The organism is Pseudomonas sp. NPDC087804, from assembly GCF_044742965.1.
In the GTDB taxonomy this organism is placed as follows: domain Bacteria; phylum Pseudomonadota; class Gammaproteobacteria; order Pseudomonadales; family Pseudomonadaceae; genus Aquipseudomonas; species Aquipseudomonas rustica.
On record NZ_JBIUVN010000006.1, the window covers coordinates 41,739 to 58,712 of the forward strand.

22 protein-coding genes are annotated in these 16,974 nt (G+C 57.3%); 15 read left to right on the forward strand and 7 right to left on the reverse strand.

All coding sequences use genetic code 11. The features are described from left to right. Positions 1-70: 70 nt before the first annotated feature. Positions 71-1,099 (reverse strand): phage portal protein, encoded by a 1,029-nt coding sequence (locus ACIOMO_RS12120; protein ID WP_289204300.1) that lies wholly within the window; start codon positions 1,097-1,099, stop codon positions 71-73. After that, a complete protein-coding gene (locus ACIOMO_RS12125) occupies positions 1,099-2,853 on the reverse strand; it encodes a terminase ATPase subunit family protein (protein WP_401240856.1) in 1,755 nt (584 codons plus the stop codon). The genes ACIOMO_RS12120 and ACIOMO_RS12125 overlap by 1 nt, the downstream gene beginning before the upstream one ends. 158 nt (positions 2,854-3,011) lie before the next feature. Here ACIOMO_RS12125 and ACIOMO_RS12130 point away from each other — a divergent pair, with 158 nt between their 5' ends. From ACIOMO_RS12130 to ACIOMO_RS12195, 14 genes are all read left to right on the forward strand, one after another. Next, positions 3,012-3,830 (forward strand): GPO family capsid scaffolding protein, encoded by an 819-nt coding sequence (locus ACIOMO_RS12130; RefSeq protein ID WP_401240859.1) that lies wholly within the window; start codon positions 3,012-3,014, stop codon positions 3,828-3,830. A gap of 39 nt (positions 3,831-3,869) precedes the next feature. Then, positions 3,870-4,895: a phage major capsid protein, P2 family gene (locus tag ACIOMO_RS12135; protein ID WP_034153042.1), complete on the forward strand. Its 1,026-nt coding sequence runs from the start codon at positions 3,870-3,872 to the stop codon at positions 4,893-4,895. 2 nt (positions 4,896-4,897) lie between these two features. Beyond that, entirely contained in the window at positions 4,898-5,608 is a 711-nt protein-coding gene (locus ACIOMO_RS12140; protein WP_401240863.1) for a terminase endonuclease subunit, read from the forward strand. A 95-nt stretch (positions 5,609-5,703) separates the two neighbouring features. Further along, positions 5,704-6,180: a head completion/stabilization protein gene (locus ACIOMO_RS12145; RefSeq protein WP_401240866.1), complete on the forward strand. Its 477-nt coding sequence runs from the start codon at positions 5,704-5,706 to the stop codon at positions 6,178-6,180. Then, positions 6,180-6,383 (forward strand): tail protein X, encoded by a 204-nt coding sequence (locus tag ACIOMO_RS12150; protein ID WP_401240869.1) that lies wholly within the window; start codon positions 6,180-6,182, stop codon positions 6,381-6,383. Before ACIOMO_RS12145 ends, ACIOMO_RS12150 begins: the two co-directional genes overlap by 1 nt. A gap of 6 nt (positions 6,384-6,389) precedes the next feature. Then, positions 6,390-6,764, forward strand: a complete 375-nt coding sequence (locus ACIOMO_RS12155) for a putative holin (protein ID WP_034153046.1) — start codon at positions 6,390-6,392, stop codon at positions 6,762-6,764. Further along, positions 6,761-7,081 carry a phage holin family protein gene (locus tag ACIOMO_RS12160; protein ID WP_289204297.1) on the forward strand — a complete coding sequence of 107 codons (321 nt, stop codon included), beginning with the start codon at positions 6,761-6,763 and terminating at the stop codon, positions 7,079-7,081. The genes ACIOMO_RS12155 and ACIOMO_RS12160 overlap by 4 nt, the downstream gene beginning before the upstream one ends. Beyond that, positions 7,072-7,875, forward strand: a complete 804-nt coding sequence (locus ACIOMO_RS12165) for an N-acetylmuramidase domain-containing protein (protein ID WP_401240873.1) — start codon at positions 7,072-7,074, stop codon at positions 7,873-7,875. The genes ACIOMO_RS12160 and ACIOMO_RS12165 overlap by 10 nt, the downstream gene beginning before the upstream one ends. Continuing rightward, entirely contained in the window at positions 7,872-8,087 is a 216-nt protein-coding gene (locus ACIOMO_RS12170; RefSeq protein WP_401240876.1) for a hypothetical protein, read from the forward strand. Before ACIOMO_RS12165 ends, ACIOMO_RS12170 begins: the two co-directional genes overlap by 4 nt. A 181-nt stretch (positions 8,088-8,268) precedes the next feature. Beyond that, positions 8,269-8,655 (forward strand): Rz1-like lysis system protein LysC, encoded by a 387-nt coding sequence (lysC, locus tag ACIOMO_RS12175; protein WP_401240879.1) that lies wholly within the window; start codon positions 8,269-8,271, stop codon positions 8,653-8,655. Next, the gene (locus tag ACIOMO_RS12180) at positions 8,652-8,855 is read left to right on the forward strand and encodes a TraR/DksA family transcriptional regulator (RefSeq protein ID WP_401240882.1); all 204 of its coding nucleotides are present in this window, start codon (positions 8,652-8,654) and stop codon (positions 8,853-8,855) included. The genes lysC and ACIOMO_RS12180 overlap by 4 nt, the downstream gene beginning before the upstream one ends. Continuing rightward, positions 8,852-9,322: a phage tail protein gene (locus ACIOMO_RS12185; RefSeq protein WP_401240885.1), complete on the forward strand. Its 471-nt coding sequence runs from the start codon at positions 8,852-8,854 to the stop codon at positions 9,320-9,322. Before ACIOMO_RS12180 ends, ACIOMO_RS12185 begins: the two co-directional genes overlap by 4 nt. Next, entirely contained in the window at positions 9,319-9,813 is a 495-nt protein-coding gene (locus tag ACIOMO_RS12190) for a phage virion morphogenesis protein (RefSeq protein WP_401240888.1), read from the forward strand. Before ACIOMO_RS12185 ends, ACIOMO_RS12190 begins: the two co-directional genes overlap by 4 nt. Next, positions 9,786-10,712 (forward strand): LysR family transcriptional regulator, encoded by a 927-nt coding sequence (locus ACIOMO_RS12195; RefSeq protein WP_053116561.1) that lies wholly within the window; start codon positions 9,786-9,788, stop codon positions 10,710-10,712. Before ACIOMO_RS12190 ends, ACIOMO_RS12195 begins: the two co-directional genes overlap by 28 nt. Here the strand turns inward: ACIOMO_RS12195 and ACIOMO_RS12200 are convergent. From ACIOMO_RS12200 to ACIOMO_RS12220, 5 genes are all read right to left on the reverse strand, one after another. Then, entirely contained in the window at positions 10,629-10,946 is a 318-nt protein-coding gene (locus tag ACIOMO_RS12200) for an AzlD domain-containing protein (protein ID WP_053116560.1), read from the reverse strand. The genes ACIOMO_RS12195 and ACIOMO_RS12200 overlap by 84 nt on opposite strands. After that, positions 10,925-11,641 carry an AzlC family ABC transporter permease gene (locus ACIOMO_RS12205; protein ID WP_053116559.1) on the reverse strand — a complete coding sequence of 239 codons (717 nt, stop codon included), beginning with the start codon at positions 11,639-11,641 and terminating at the stop codon, positions 10,925-10,927. The genes ACIOMO_RS12200 and ACIOMO_RS12205 overlap by 22 nt, the downstream gene beginning before the upstream one ends. Then, complete coding sequence (locus ACIOMO_RS12210; RefSeq protein WP_053116558.1) at positions 11,638-12,015, reverse strand: GNAT family N-acetyltransferase; 378 nt, start codon at positions 12,013-12,015, stop codon at positions 11,638-11,640. The genes ACIOMO_RS12205 and ACIOMO_RS12210 overlap by 4 nt, the downstream gene beginning before the upstream one ends. A gap of 79 nt (positions 12,016-12,094) precedes the next feature. Further along, positions 12,095-12,841 (reverse strand): 2OG-Fe dioxygenase family protein, encoded by a 747-nt coding sequence (locus ACIOMO_RS12215; protein WP_053116557.1) that lies wholly within the window; start codon positions 12,839-12,841, stop codon positions 12,095-12,097. Between the two features lie 232 nt (positions 12,842-13,073). Next, positions 13,074-14,360, reverse strand: coding sequence for an OprD family porin (locus ACIOMO_RS12220; RefSeq protein WP_053116556.1), 1,287 nt, complete (start codon positions 14,358-14,360; stop codon positions 13,074-13,076). 508 nt (positions 14,361-14,868) lie between these two features. Here ACIOMO_RS12220 and ACIOMO_RS12225 point away from each other — a divergent pair. Next, positions 14,869-16,965: a TonB-dependent receptor gene (locus ACIOMO_RS12225; protein WP_401240892.1), complete on the forward strand. Its 2,097-nt coding sequence runs from the start codon at positions 14,869-14,871 to the stop codon at positions 16,963-16,965. Positions 16,966-16,974: the final 9 nt, after the last annotated feature.

The window sequence follows — 16,974 nt, forward strand, 5'->3', positions numbered from 1 at the left end:
ATTGAGGTGGCGGTCGGTGGCCGGGCAAAAAAAAGCCGCCCTCTTGGGCGGCTGGGTCTCGCGGTCAGCGTCAGGCGGTGCCGAGGGCTGCCATCTCGTAGGGCTTGAAGGTCACCACCTCTTCGCCAAGCCATTGGTTCAACTCTTTGAAGCGCTCTTGCAGCGGTACGACCTCGTGGTGGTAAAAGACCTGGGCAGCTTTACCCGCGTCACCGAATCCGCCAGTGTTGTTCGGGATGATTCCCATCAGCTGCGGCGGCACTCGGTGCGCCGCCATGATGTCATCGCGGGTCACATTCTTGATGTTGAAGAACTCGTCCTTGGCTGCCACCTCGGACACCGGGATAACCTGAAGGCCATCCTTCTTCCCGTTCGGCGCGTACACGAACAGGTTGCGGAAGTTGCCCGGCCCCTTGCTGTCCTTCAATGCCTTGCGCAAGCCGTTGACGTCCTGTTCGTTCTGAGCGGCATCGGTCATGTACAGAATGAATCCAGCGTGCGAACCGTTGAGGTAGTACTTTCGCCGGAACAGCGTGGCGCTCTCGTTCAACCATGCCGCACTGAGGGACGCCAGATACTCCGGCAGTCCATAAACTTCCTGATTGATGTCAGGTTCCATCAAATGAAACAACGAACCTTCGGCGAACTCATGCTCCATGCCAAAGCTCGGCACGAACCAGTAGCGGCTGAGGTCGCCTCCCCTGCGCACATACTTTGCCAAGGCTGGCTTGAGGGATAGCGTGGTTTTCATTCGGCTATCCCGACGTTCCAGATAGCCATTGCCGAAGGTGAGATAGTCCAGCACCCAACGAGCAAAGTCAGATCGCGACAGCAGGCGGTGAGGTTGAAAGGTGCTGACCAGAATGTTGCGCTTCACTTGGATCGCACTGCCGTGATGCACGGCGGCACGATAAGACCGGGCCAACCCTTCCCAGCTCACCGGGGGTTCGTACCACAGACCGGCGTTCAGGCACTCGGCATAGTCGAGGATCTCGCGCCTATCCAGAACCGGCACGGGATCCCCAAAGCTGAAGGACATAGCCCCGGCACTGGACTCAGGTGAATCAACAATCGCCTGCGTGTTGGGCGTGTTCGACATCAGTAAATCTCCATGAAGCCGGAGTTGCTCGGGGTAGTCCCCTCCAGCGGTTCGTTGTAAATGGCGTGCATCGTTGCCCACGCCAAATCTGCGTGGCTCACTTCTTCGGATCGGCCAGCAGCGAAGGTCACTTGCCTACCGCTTGGCGTGGTGGTCTTCTTGATTGCCATGAATGCGGCGGCGATCTCGGTTGCACCGGCATCGAACTCAAGCCGCCCCTTGCTGATCACGTCGTACGCTTTCAACACCAACTGAGTTTTGACCTCAACGCTGTAGTTGAAGCCTCGGGCATCGGGCCGGAACTGTTTCACCAACTGGTAAACCCCACCGCCGAGCCCCGTGACGTCGATGCCGATATAACTCACACGGTAGCGATCGCAGATCTTGCGGATTGCTTCAGCCTGGGCAGCAAAGTCCATCCCCTTGAACTGATGTCGCTCAAGAATCCTGAACTTGCCACCGGCCACCAATGGCGGCGCCAGAACGACGAGTGCTGCTCGGTCGCCTGTGTCGGCAGGGTCATAGCCCACCCACACTTCGCGACCTCCAAAAGGCCGCGTAGCAAAGGGTTTGTAGTCCTCCCACAACGCCCAGCTATCAACCATGCAGGCTTGCATGATTGACAGACTGAACACGCTCGCGCCGTCGTCGATGAACTGGCACATGTAGAGCTGCTCGAAGTCATCCGGGTTTTTTTCAAGCCGCAAGCGCTCGACGTTGAACAGATTGCAGCCACTCCGCTCTGCATCAATGATGTTGACGATCTGGCGGTATTGCCCGTCTGCGCAGCTCATCCCCGGCCCAAGTGCCTTGTGGGATATATCGAGTTTGATCTGCTGATTTTTGGGTCGGCCTCGGTTGAAATGCTCCCCGCTCCAGAACGGATAGGCCTCGTGTGAAATGGCCGATGGAGTAGAGAAGTAGGTCTGCCGGTATTGGGCTTGGGATGCCATACCCGACGCGACGTTCTGCAGGATTTTGAATCGGGGAATCCAGAAGTACTCATCCAGATACAGATTGCCGTGATAGCTCTGCGCGGTACGGGAGTTAGTGCCGAGAAAAATCAACTCTGCCCCGTTAGGCAGCTTTATCGGATCCCCCTTCAACTCCACTCCCGCTGCGTCACGGGCAAAGTCGAGTATGTAGGACTTGAACTGATGTGCCTGGGCTTTGCTGGCAGACAAAAAGATCTGATTGCGCCCGGTCTGGAGGGCGTCAATGAGCGCTTCACGGGCAAAGTAATACGTTGCGCCAATCTGGCGGGACTTAAGCAGGTTGCGGATCCGCTCAGTCTGGCCCGCTCTGAACCAATGTTTCTGGTAGCCGAAAAGCCCGTCCATAAATGCGCCATTCAACTGTTCAAGCTGCTCATCGCTGATAGCGTTCTTCGCGGGGGGCTTGCGCGGCCCCTTGTTCCGGTTGGCTACATTCGGATTGAGATCGACTTCATTGCCTGTCTTCTCGTAGCGCTTCACGCGGGCCAGCCGCTCGATCTGACGACCGAGCAGATCAATTTCCTTGTAATCCTTCCCCTCCTTCGACTCCTTGAGGATCAGTTGAATGAGCTGCGCTTCGAGCGTGCTGCCAACACGTTCAATCGGGTCGGAATCGTCCCAAGCATCCCGCCGTTTCCAGCTATGGATCGTCGCGGGCTTCTCATCGAGCTGCTCGGCAATTCGAGCAATACGCCACCCCTGCCAGTAAAGGGCACGGGCACGGCGGCGGGGGTCTAGGTCGGAAGTGGTCTCGTTCATGGCGGCAAGCATGCCGTTGCGCGCGTGCGACTTCGTATCAGCTCTTGTTGTGCTGAGTGCTGGCACATCAGCCCGTCGTTGCCTGCCATTGCCAGCGATCCCCAACATGGCTGCGTCAATCACCCAGCCCGACTGGGGAACATCGCAAAGGACAGGAAATGGCCAGCAAATCGAAAAAATTCCGCATTGCCACCGAAGGCGCAACCACCGACGGCCGCGTTATCGAACGTAGCTGGATCGAACAGATGGCTGCGAACTACAACCCGGCCAAGTACGGCGCACGCGTCAATCTGGAACATTTCAAAGGCGTTCTGCCGGACAGCCCGTTCAAGCGTTATGGCGATGTTCTCTCGCTGACCGCTGAAACGGTGGATGACAACAAGCTCGGTCTGTTTGCGGTGATCGACCCGACTGATGAGCTGGTCGCGATGACGAAGGCCCGTCAGAAGATTTACACCTCCATGGAAGTGCATCCGAGCTTCGCTGATACCAACGAAGCGTATCTGGTCGGCCTCGCAGTCACCGACGACCCGGCAAGCCTGGGCACCGAGATGCTGCAGTTCAGCGCCTCGGCTCAGTCCAGCCCTCTGGCCGCCCGCAAGCAAAGTAAGGACACGCTGTTCTCCGAAGCAATCGAGTTCACGTTGGAGCTGGACGCGGTCACCCAGAACGACGACGGAAAGACTTTGTTCAGCAAGGTGAAAGAGCTGCTGGGGGTCAAGTCGAAAACCGATAACGCCAACTTTGCCGATCACGGCCAAGCGATCGAGATCATCGCTGAAAGCCAACGCGACTTGCTCGGGCGCTTCAGCGCGGTGAGCGATCTGGAAAAGAAAGTCACCCAGCTTTCCGCTGACCTCGAAAAAGAGACCGGCGCTTTGGACGCACTTATCAAGCAGCTCAACTTCACGCCGGACAACAGTCCGAATCGGCCATCAGCCACCGGCTCGAAAGTCGCGGTTACCACCGACTGCTGATCCCTGACGCACACCCCTTAGCAAGCCCGGAGCAAATCTATGCGCAATGAAACTCGCCAAGCCCTGAAACTCTATCGTGAGCAGGTGGCTCGGTTGAACGGCGTTGACACCGAGGCAGTAACCAGCAAATTTGCGGTTACTCCACAGGTTCAACAAACCATGGAAAACAAGGTTCAGGAATCGAGTGAGTTCCTGAAGTCCATCAACGTCATCGGCGTTGTCGAGCAAGAAGGCGAAGCTCTCGGCCTGATGATTACTGGCCCGATCGCTGGCACGACCGACACGAACTCAGGCGAGCGCGAAACTCGCGATTTGTTCGAGATCGAAGGCAGCCGCTACCGCTGTGAACAGATCAACTACGACACGCACCTCAAATACGCGAATCTCGATGCCTGGGCGAAATTCCCGCAGTTCCAGCAACTCATCCGCGACGCGATTATTCAGCGCATCGCACTCGATCGAATCATGGTTGGCTTCAACGGCACCAGCCGCGCGCTGACCAGCAATCGCACCACGAATCCGCTGCTGCAAGACGTCGCCATCGGGTGGCTGCAAAAAATCCGTGCCAATGCCCCTTCTCGCTGGATGAAAGAAGTCGGCCCCGGTACGGGCAAAATCAAGGTCGGCCCGAACGGCGATTACAAGACGCTGGACGCGGTCGTCTACGACGCCGTCAACAACCTCGTAGCTCCGTGGTATCGCGAGGACACGCAGCTGGTCGCGATCTGCGGCAGCGCGCTCCTGGCTGACAAGTACTTTCCGCTGGTCAATACCGTCCAGGCGCCGACTGAGCAGAAAGCGGCTCAAGACCTGATTACCAGCCAAAAACGCATCGGCAACCGTCAGGCGGTGACCGTTCCGTTTTTCCCGGCGAACGCAATCCTGATCACCAAGCTCTCCAACCTGTCCGTGTATTGGCAGGAAGGTGCCCAACGCCGGAGCGTTCTCGACAACCCGAAACGCGACCGCGTTGAAACCTATCAGTCGTCGAACGATGCCTTCGTGATCGAAGACTACGAGTGCGTAGCCTTCATCGAAAACATCGAGCTGGAAGAGGCGGTTTAAACATGCCAACCCCCGCACAAGCACACTTCATGCGGGCCACCGCTGCTGCGGAAACTTCCGCAGCAGCGGAGGAAAACCCGCTCGCCTTGGCTACTGGCCATGAACTGATGTTGCACAAGCTCGCGAACGATCGCCGACGACTCAAGGAAACGCAGTCAACAGAGCTCAAGGCCGAGATCAAGCGTGAGCTGTTGTCGGAGTACGTCCCGTATGTCGAGGGCGTGCTGGCCGCAGGTACAGGCGTCCAAGACGAGGTGCTGATGACCGTCCTCATCTGGCGCATTGATGCCGGAGATGGACAGGGAGCCATCGAAATCGCCCGATACGCAATCGCGCATCAGCTCTCACTGCCGGATCAATTCAAGCGCACCACCGCAACGCTCATTGCTGAAGAGTTTGCCGACCTCGCGAAACGTGCCCGCGACGGTGGTGAGCCGGTCGATGTGACCTCCCTGAATACAGTTCTGGAGATCACTACCGGTCAGGACATGCCGGATGAGGTACGGGCGAAGCTGCACAAGGAAATCGGTCTTGCACAGCGATTGTCGATCGGCGAACCACCGTTTTCTGACGAGCAACTGGCCCTCGGTCATACCGCGTTGGAGCACATGAAACGGGCCATGCAGCTTCACGACAAAGTCGGCATCAAGAAAGAAATGGAAAAGCTCGAACGAGAGCTGAAGAACTCGACTACCAGCAGTGCTGGTAGCTGACACCGGGCGATACCCGCGCACCAAGGCGGCAGGGGGTGACGGCAGGCTTGCCTCGCCAAAACCCCCTCCACCGCCTTTTTTAACCGGAGCGATTCATGAGCGGTTTTGTAGCCACGGACGAACTCATAAGCAGTGACTCCCCGGAAAATACCGTCCGAAACTCGGGCTTCTTTCCTGACATCGACCTCGCGGATCTGCGGGAGACCGTCCGGCTTGATGGCACTGTTAGCCATCCTCGCTTATACCACGCAGCAATCGAAGCTATCACCAGTGCGAACCGGGATCTTCGAGACTGGCGTATCACCCAGCAAGCCGCGGGCTATAGCGCCCTTGATGACGTACCCGCCGAGACGATCGACGGCAAAAGCGAGTTCGTTTACTACTACCTGCGAGCCGTGTACTCCACCGCCTCCGCAAACCTCCGTGAGCGCTATCGCGACTCCGACACAACAGCCGACGGCCATAGGGCCGCGGACTCACTCGAAACACCAATCGACGATCTGCGCCGGGATGCCCGATGGGCGATCCGGGATTTGCTTGGCGTTTCTCGATCCACGATAGAGCTCATCTGATGCAAGTCCGTGCCCAAAAGGGCGAAACCTTGGATGCGCTGGTATGGCGTCACTACGGGCGCACATCGGGCGTTGTCGAGGCGACATTGCAGGCAAACCCGGATCTCGCCGCGCTCGGCGCCGTTCTACCGCACGGCACCCTAGTCACCCTCCCCGACCTACCCCCTCCAGCGAAAAACCGTCTGGTTCAACTTTGGGATTGAAAAAAAATGGCCGAGCCAGTCTCCACCAGCTATGCAACAGGATCCGTCGTCGCCGTCGGGTCGCTATCCCTGCTCCCCGGAGTTGAGTCAGCGGTAATCCTTGGATCGTTCGCCGGGGCGGTCGTCTTCGTCCTGGCATCAACCGATCTAACCAACGCAAAAAAGGTGGGGTTCTTCGTTATCAGTTTTATCGCCGGAATCCTTTGCGCCTCAATTGCCGCCGCATTGCTGACCAGCCTCCTGCCGGATCGCATCGAAGTCAGCGAAGGTGTGGGCGCGCTGGTTGCCGCCGCAGTTGCGGTTCGTCTTCTGCTCTGGGTGATCAAGATCTCCGAAGACCCAGGCGCGTTACTGGCTCGATTCAAAGGAGACCGGAAATGAGCTACCTGCCGCTGATCAACAGTGTTTGCTGCGGCCTCATCGCGCTGTCGCTGATGTTCTTCAGCCGCAAGGGCGCAACGCATCGGCCATTTGCCTCACTGCTCGCCTACACCGTCACCGTCGCGGCAGGTTCAGTTCCGATCCTTCACATCATCGGTCGGCCATACCTGCCTGACCCGCCTCAGCTCGTTCTCAACCTGCTGCTTTGCATCGCCCTGATCTCCGTTCGCGGCAACGTGATCGAACTGTGCAGACCAAGCAATTCAATGATGGATAACCGATTCGTTCGACTGCTACGGAGAGAGACATGGTTCTGAAAATGGATAGCCACGGCAGCGAAGTTGCCGAGCTGCAACGACTGCTCAACAAACGCGGGGCACAGATCTCGGTTGATGGATGGTTTGGCATCTCAACCCAAGCTGCGGTCATCGAGCTGCAGCGCGAAGCCGGGCTTGTGGCCGACGGTATTGCCGGTGCGAAGACCATGGCCGTGCTGACCGGCAAACCTTCGATTCGCGTTCTCCGTGAAGCTGATCTTCAGGCTGCGGCTGATCGCCTTGAAATGCCGCTGATCAGTGTCAAGACGGTCAACTCGGTGGAAAGTAACGGTTGCGGCTTCTTGCCTGATGGTCGCCCCGTGATCTTGTTCGAGCGTCACGTTTTTTATCAGCGCCTGAAAGCCAAAGGAGCCGACGTTGAAACTCTCTCGGCTCGCTTCCCGAACCTCTGTAACCCGAAGCGGGGTGGATATACCGGTGGTGCCGGTGAGTGGGCTCGCCTGAGAAACGCACGCTTGATCATTGGCGAAGCGTTCGCCGATATCGCCTACGAGGCCTGCAGCTGGGGCCTGTTTCAAATTATGGGCTACCACTGGGAAAACCTGGGCTACAGCAGCTCCGCTCAATTCGTCGAGAAAATGAGTGAAAGCGAAGGTGCGCAGCTCGACGCCTTCGTCGCCTTCATCGCAGCAGATCCAGCGCTACACAAGTCCCTGAAAGCCCGTAAATGGGCAGAGTTCGCCAAGCTCTACAACGGCCCGGCCTACAAGGAAAACCTCTACGACGCCAAGCTATCTCAGGCCTATGAGCGTTTCGAGAGGCTGGCAGCATGAAGATCGACCACCTCCAGCTCAATGACGGCGACATTCTGCGCCTGCCCGATGACACCAAGCAGGAATGCATGCGCTGGCTTGCCAACGCGATCACCGAACTGCATCCCGGCAAGCGAATCATCGTCACCACCTGCGCACTCGAAAAACTTTCCGAGCGCGATCTGGCGGCGGCTGGGCTTTACCGCTCAGAGCCGAACAAAACCACTCATTGAGGGACTCGCATGCCATCGCTTAGCAGTCCACTCGTCCTCGCCTTGGCCGCATGCATTGCGCTCGTCGGGGTGCAGCAATATCGAATCAAAGCCGCTGAGGCTTCGCATGTATCTGCACAGTTGGTCGATGCGAACGACAGAGCCGATCGCGCAGATCAACAATTGAAAGCGATCCAAGAAAATGCCGCAGACCGAGACCGAGCGAGCGCGAGTTTGCGCGATCTGCTCGCCGACCTACGCAGCAGCAATCAGCAGAGCAAAGAATTGTTCGAGAGGCTCACCCGTGAAAACAAAAACTTCCGCGACTGGGCTGCTGCTGAGCTGCCTGCTGCTGCTATCAGCCTGCGTTCCCGCCCCGAAATCATCGGCGCAGGACAGTACAGAGCCTGGGTGTCCGCGCGTAACCGCATGTCGATTGTCAGCGAGCAATCCGACGAACAACGGCGAGCTCCTGCTCACCCCTGAAGAGGTCGAGGAAGCCTGGGCCGCATGTGCCGCACAGGTAGACATGATCCTCGACTGCCAACTGAAAGCCGACAAAGCCAAGAACGAACGGAAGCATCCATGACTACTCCTCAAGACCGCGCGCAGGGCCTCGAACAACGTCAACGTGATGAGGCGTTGGCCCGTCACTTTGCAGCGAACCCACCGGTGCTGGCTCCAAGTGCGACTCATTGCGTTGACTGTGGCGAGCAAATCCCACAGGCACGGCGTGACGCTGTATTCGGCTGCCAGCGCTGCATTGACTGTCAGGGAGCGCGAGAATGAAAAAGCCAGACAGTCTGCGAGCGATCCTTAGATCCGCCATCCCACAGCTAAAGCGCGACCCAGAAAAGCTGCATATCTTTTTAGACGAGGGAAACATAATAGCGACAGCGGCGAACACGCTGTCATTCGAGTATCAATACATCCTGAATGCAATCGTCACGGACTTTGAAGGCCACCCCGATACGCTGATAGTGCCCATCCTCGACTGGCTCAGGGTTAACCAGCCGGAAATGATGTTGAACCGGGACAAAATGCGCGATGGATTTACATTCGAGGCAGAAATTCTCAACACAAAAACGGCAGACATCTCGATCAAGCTCAGGCTGACCGAGCGAATTGCGGTGAACGATGATCCCGCTACCGGAAAGCGGATCATCAAGCATTTAGACGAGCCTGCACTCGACCCTTACGCGGAAGTCGAGAAATGGCAGCTCATCATTCACGGTGAAGTGGTGCAAACGACGTGACCGGCATAGACGAGCTGAACGCTCAACTTGGCGGGTTACTGGCGAAGCTTGAGCCTGGGGCACGCCGGGCACTTGCAAAGGCCATCGCGAAAGAAATTCAACCCAGCCAGCGCAAACGAATTGCCGATCAGATGAACCCTGACGGCACTCCATTCGCCAAACGAAAACCCCAACTTCGACAAAAGTCCGGAAGAATCCGCCGCTCGATGTTTCGCAAGTTGCGAACGGCGCGATACCTCAAAACGTCAGCCACCTCAAATGGTGCTGTGATCGGATTTGTTGGTGAAGTTGACCGTATCGCTCGTGTCCATCAGTTCGGTCTCCGTGACCGGGTGCAAAAGGGTGGTAAGGAAGCTCAACCCGCGACAACTATGCTCAGGTACAGGAATATACCCAGCATATGGCCGCCGAACCGGCAGTCTCGTAAACAACAATACCCAGCCCACTTTAGAGGGCATTACCCATGGATAGCAGAACCTTACGCAACCTGATGCGCATCGTGCAGACCGGCTCTTTGTCGGCCGCAGCCGAGCATTCGTGCCTGACTGTGCAGGCGCTGGCCGCGCAGTTGAACAAGGTCGAAGAGCAGTTCGGTTTCCGCTTGTTTCGTCGTTCCAACAAAGGGCTGACGCTGACGCCGCAAGGCACTGAGCTGACGCCGTATATGGACAAAGTGCTGATTGCCACGCGACAGATGGAAGAAAAGGTCGAGGCGCTGAAGGTGCCGGGCCAGCGGACGTTGAAGGTCGCGTTGAACAACACGTTGTCGACTGACTTCAATCGGCGAATGATCGGGCGCCTGATTGAGGTGTTTCCCGATTATCAGATGGAATTCAGCTACGCCGAGTCGATGGAAAATCTCAGCAAGTTGAAGAACGAAGACTTTGACCTCGCGGTGCTGATCGGCCCGCAGCGTCCGGGTTTGCCGAGCATTGTCTTGCCCGAAGTGCAGGTGCAGGTGGTCGGCGCGCATTGCGGGCAGGAGAACGATCCGCTGACGTTGCTGGGCAACAAGTTTCAGGTACGTCCTGCAGAAGATTGTCCGTATTCCCACAGCTTTTTGCGTTTTCTCGACGCCGGGCTGGGCAATCACGAGAACGGTCAGCGCATGGTCTATTCATGCAGCGAGACGCTGACGTTGTCGTTGATCACGCAGATGGACGCGGTCGGCATGGTCTCGCGTGAGGCTGCGCAGAAAAACGGCCTGACGATTTTCCCGGGTTTCGAGGACTTCCTCGAAGTGCGCCTTGCGGTGAACAACTCGGAGTTGTCGCGCCAGGCACTCAGCGATGTTGTTGATCTGCCGTTACATGAACGAGCCGAGCGCAATGTACGCAGCCGTCCCAACCGCCACACTGAGAAAGAGGTTTTTGCTGAAATACGCACATAACAACGTCGGAATCGCGGCATAGAATTCCGGGCGGTCGAGCTGTATGTGCTGATCCTTGATCAACAAGGGAGTCAGGCTGATAGCAGCGACGATCGCCACCGGCAGGTATTCCAGCGCCCGCGCGACAAATGGCGGCCAGTGCTCGGTATTGATTTGCAGTGGCAAGGCGCGTGGCAGAAAGGTCACGGCCATCATCAGCACCACTACCAGAATCAGGAACGTTTGGTCAGGCATACACCCACTCCGCAGCCCACAAACGTGGCGATAAACACATTAAACGGCGAGCTGCCGACCAGGCTCAGGGCGCCCATGCAGATCACCGCTGCCGCGGCGGCGATCAGTTTGTTGCGCGTGTTGCACAGCGACACCAGCACGTAGAGCATCATCGCCGTCAGTGCGTAGTCGAGCTGATATTTGATCAGGTGCGCCGCGTACTGTGCGCAAACTGCGCCGAGCAATCCTCCGAGCACCCACGAGGTGTGGCAGAACAGGTTGAAACCGATCAGATAGCGCACGTTGACCGGCGCGCCGGTGCCGAGTTTCACACTGTGAAAAGCGAAGGATTCATCGGTCAGGCCGCCGGCGTAAGCCCAACGCTCCATGCGGCTCAAACCGAGCGCGCGCAGGGCTTTGGCCATATAGACCGACATCAACATGTGCCGCGCGTTGATCAGGAACGTGGTCAGCACAATGGTGGTCAGCGACGCACCGCTGGAGATCAGCGCCAGCGCGGCGAATTGCGAAGCGCCGGCATAGACGAACAGGCACATCGCCACCGGCAGCCACATCGGCAACCCGGCGTTGACGGCCATCAGCCCGAACACAAACGACACCGTGAAGTAGCCGGCGACGACCGGGCTGGCTTCGGCAAATGTGCGCGATGGCTGATGGGTGACCATCAGCGGCGCACTGCCGGACCGTTCATTCATAGATCCCTCTCAAATGTCCGTTCGCCGTGGGGCTCGCAAAAACCCTGGGCAGTCCAAAAACGCTTGCCCGCGAGGTTAGCATCGTCGACGAACAGAAACATCCGCAACACGCCGACACGTTTCATGTCGGACGACGCCGCTTCAACCAGACGCTGACCGACGCCCTGGCTGCGATAGCGCGGGCTGACGGCCAGATGATTGATCGTGCCGCGACTGCCGAGCATGCCGCCAAGCACCGCGCCGACGATTTCGCCGGCGACGTCGAAGGCGAGATACGACGTGGTGGTTTTCTGAATCAGCACGCCGCGCAGGCACTTGGCGTCCTGCCATTCGCAGAAAGACACTTCGTCGAACTGGCGGAAGAAGCGCTCCATGCGCTGCGCATCCTTGGCCGTGGCGCGTCGCAGCACCACAGGCGTCGAGCACTCGACGCCATCGATTGGGGTGATCTGATTAGCGAACAATGTCGAAAGCGGTCCCGGGCCGCGAGAAAGAAATCGCCAGAATCTGCCGATATGCCATGGCATGGGTGTGCGTGTTGCGCGCAGGCGTCACGTAGTGGCGCATATCGCGGTCGAGGAAGTAAGTGGTGTCGAGAATTTCCTTGTAAGTGGTCGACGCCAGTTGATGCTCGTGGATGTCGTACAGACGACTCTCGGCACCCTCGACGTTGTTGCGGCCCCAGAAGTGCACACCGCTGAACGGGTAACCGTCGCAGTGAATCCCTTCCGGAGTAATTTCCAGTTGTTTGCCGGGTTTGATCTCGATACGGATCTGATGGATCTGGCACTGCCAGATTTCATCGTGCAACTCTTCCGGCAGCACGCTTTTGTACACTTCAAAATCGGTGTCGATCAGGCTGCGCATCACTGGCGAAGAAATCACTTCATCGGAGAAGTCCTGGAAGTGTCGTACCAGGCCGCCAACGTAAGCGTTGTTCTCTTTCGACTGTACGTACGCGCGATGCTCAAGTTGCGTCAGCTCGCGGGTTTTCGGGTTGTACTCGAAGTCGCTATAACGACGGTAACGCATGCCGGCTTCGGCCTGACCGTAATAGCTGTCAGGCTCCATGTTTTCCCAACTTTTGGTCAGTCTGACGAAGTCGGCAAAATGACCGTAGAGATTGAAGTCACCACCCTGGACGTTGACAAATTTGTCGCGCCGTAGCGATTCGCCCACTTCTCTGTTCAAAACGATCATTACCCAATTCTCCACTGCGTTGAGCGGTCTAATCTATTAGGTGGAGAATTTGCGTCCATGAGAAAGAATTTCAGGCATTTAAAGCCCTGTTTGAAACGAAGTTTGCAGCGACTTAAAAACTACTTTTACATGACAAAAACATGGTTTTTTTCTGGTTTTCATCAAAAATCCGTCGAAAAAAAACCCCGAACGAATCGGGGTTTTTCTCAAGTTTCTTACATTCGATCGATCATCAGAAGATGTTGATCGGGTAATCCACGAACACACGCAGCTCGTTGCCGCTGACGTTGTACTCGCTGGACTTCTGCGACACGCGCAGGATCGAGCTGCGCAGTTTCACGCTCAGGTCTTTGGCCGGGCCACTTTGCACGACGTACTTGAACTGGTTGAAGATCTCGCGCTCGGTGCCGCCTTCGCTGGTGGACGTAGTGATGTTGTCGCCACGTACGTAAGCAACGTTGTAGCTCAGACCCGGCACGCCGAAAGCGCTGAAGTCGAGGCCGTAGCCCAACTGCCAGCTGCGTTCGTCTTCAGCGTTGAAGTCAGACCAGTAGGAGTTGGCCAGGTAGATGGTGTTGCCACCGTCGCCGACACGACCCTGATCTTTCTGATAGCCGCCGTAGGCGTAGCCCAGGTTGCTGTCGCCAGTGGAACGCTGGTGCGCCACGGTGAACGAGTGCGGGCCGGTGACGAAAGTCGCGGCCAGGCTCCAGATCTTGTTGTCGTCGCCGGTTGCACCGCTTTCGCGGACGTAGGAATTGTCCAGCTTGGTGCGGTAGCCGTTGAAATCGAGGGTCAGCGATTGATCCTTATCGATCGGGAACACGTAGTTGGCGTTCACGTATTGCTTCTTCAGCACGTCTTCGACGTCGGAAGCGTACAGCGCAGCCTTGAACTGTTCGGTGAACTGGTAGCTACCGCCCAATACGTTGATCGACTTCAGACCACCACTGTCACGGCCTTCCGCGCTCTTGCGCGATTCGGCGGTGAAACGACCGGCGTTCAGCTCCAGGCCTTTGATCTCTTTGGAAGTGATCAGAGTACCGGTGTAGCTTTCCGGCAGCAGACGCGAGTTGTCGTAGTTCAGCACCGGCAGGGCCGGCATCTGGTCACCGTACGTCAGGGTGGTGCTGGACAGACGGAATTTGACCGCTGCGCCGCCCTTGGACAGGTCGTCGGCCGGAGCGCCGCTGGCGCCCTTCTTGAAGAAGTCGATACCACCGGCGCCGCTGCGATCTTCGCTGCGTTCCAGGTTCAGTGCGTACAGACCGAAAGCGTCGACGCCGACACCGATGGTGCCTTGGGTGAAGCCGGACGAGAACGTACCGATGGCCGCTTGGCCCCATTCGGATTTGTCGTCGTTGCCGTCTTTGTAGTCACGATTGATGTAAGCGTTGCGCAGCAGCACTTTGAGGCTGCTGTCTTCTTGAAAACCCTTGGACTCGGCCTGGTCGTTAGCCATGGCCTGTGTGGCGCTCAACATCCCCAGAGCGATCAGGCTGATTCGCTTGTTCAACATTTTATTTTCCTTATTACGGGTTGAAACGCGCTGTGTCGAACGGCTGAAACGGCGCTTTTGCACTCTTTTTTCATCCCGAAACAAAAAGACCCGCCCACGACCAAGTCGTGGCGGGCCTTCTTATTATTTTGAGTCATGGCGGTTGGCCACAGGCGTTGGGCCGAATCGTAGCCGCGCCCGGAACAATGTGTCAATTTCAAGAATCGTCTTTAAATAGGCGAAATTCGTCTAAGAAACGTAAATTTTGTGATGGCCGGTTGCAAGGAATCGGTCACAACCAGTGATTTTGACGCAGCGCAGAGGAAGATTCTTCAGCGGTTTATCGCGTCCATGATTGCCCTCACGAGTTGGTTTATTTCGCTGAACGAGCGGGTTGTACGGGCTGAGACACAATCCGAAACAATCCGGCAGCGGAACTTCTCAGGAATAATTAACGAAAGTAAATAGCAAGCATTATCATCCGCGCCCTACATGCTTCAGCCTAAAAATCCTACGGATGTTTTCTTCAATGCCTGCCCCTTTTCGCCTGACGTCCTACAGCTTTGGCCTTTCTGCCCTGCTGTCTGCCGGTTTTTCCTACGCTGCTCCTACAACACTGCCTGAAACATCGATCAGCGCTGCCGAAGCCGAAGACGATGATCCGCGCGTAAAGGTCAGCAACACCGCGACTCGCACTTCGACGCCGGTGCGCTACGTGCCGCAGGCCATCGATTCAATCAAGACCGCCAATGTGGCGAACTACGGCACCAACGACATCGGCGATGCGTTGAGCGGTATTCCCAACGTCAGCAGTGGCGCCGACACGCGTTTCGACAGCCTGCGCATCCGGGGTTTCGATGCGAGCAACGACTTTTATCTGGACGGCATCCGCGACGACAGCCAGTACAAGCGCGACATGCACAACATCGAACGCGTTGAAGTGCTTAAGGGCCCGGCCGCTGTGTTGTATGGCCGTGGCAGCCAGGGCGGCATCGTCAACCGCGTGAGCAAGATGCCGGAATTCGGCCGTCGCTCGACGATTGAAGCCCAAGGCAGCAGCGAAGATTTGCGCAGTCTGTACGCCGACCTCAGCACCGATCCGAGCGAAAACATCAGCCTGCGCCTGAACATGGGCAACATGGATGAAAACAGCTTCCGTGATGGTGTCAGTGGCAATCGCCAGTTGTTCGCGCCGTCGATGAGCTGGCAACTGAGCCCCGATCTGAATTGGTTGGTGCAGTATGAATACAGCCGCTACAACCGCACGCCGGATCGCGGCATTCCGGGGGTTAATGGTCGTCCGGCCGATGTCGGGCGCGACACCACTTATGGCAACGATCACGATTTCATCGACGACAAAACCCAGTCGTTGCGCTCGAAGCTCACTTACGAAATCAACGAAAACTGGCAACTGCGCCAGACCCTCGGCGTGTTCAAACTCGACAGTGATTTCGACAACACCTACCTCACCGGTTATGTCCCGGCGACCAACAAGGTCACGCGTCAGCACTGGCAGCAGGATCTGACCACCCGCAACATCTACAACAACATTGAGCTGGAAGGCGGTTTCGACACCTTTGGTCTGGAGCATCGTCTACTGACCGGGATCGAGATCGGCAGTCAACGCCGCGCCCCGAAGCTGTACAACGCGGCGACCACGGGCCCCGGCAGCTCGCCAGTGCCAGCGCTGGATCTGTACAACCCCAATCGCGATTTGCGCCACACCGGGCGCATGCAGGTATCCAGTAACACTCACACCGAAGTCGAAAGCCGCGCCCTGTACGTGCAGGATCAATTGCGCCTGAACGATCAATGGCAAGTGCTCGCCGGTTTGCGTTACGACACCTTCGACATCGAGTCGACCAACCAGTTGAAAAACATCAGCGAAGACCGCGACAGCCACAGCACCAGCCCGCGCGTGGGCCTGGTCTGGACGCCGCTGCACAATCACTCGTTCTATGCCTCATGGACTAAAACTTTCTCACCAGTGGGCGGCGGTCTGATCGGTATCACCCCGGGTGCAGCGGGCAACTCCAATGACCTGAGCCCGGAGCTGACCAAGCAGAAAGAAATCGGCGTGAAGAGCGACTGGCTTGATGATCGCCTGAGTACCACGCTGGCGATCTACGACCTTGAGCTCTACAACCGCCGCACCGCAGATCCAAACGATCCGACCGTAACCGTGCTGACCGGCGTGCAACGTTCACGCGGGATTGAACTGACCGGCACCGGCAAAATCGCCGGTAACTGGTACGTGCGCGGCGGTGTCGGCGTGCAGGACGCGACGATCGAGAAGGACAACAACGGCCTGGAAGGCAAACGCATCAACAACGTCGCCAAGCACAACGGCAGCCTGTTCCTGACCTGGAAACCGGAGATGGGCTGGTATGGCGAAACCGGGCTGACACTGGTTGGCCAGCGCTATGCCGATAACCTCAATACGACCGTGCTGCCGGGTTATGGACGTTGGGATGCGCTGGTCGGTTATCGGATGAAAGATTGGGATTTGCGCGGGGCGCTGAACAATATTACTGATCGCGAGTATTACTCGTCGGCGACCAGTGCTGCGCAGATTCAGCCGGGGGCGCCGCGTAGTGTTGTGATGACGGGGACTTATTCTTTTTGATCTTCAAAT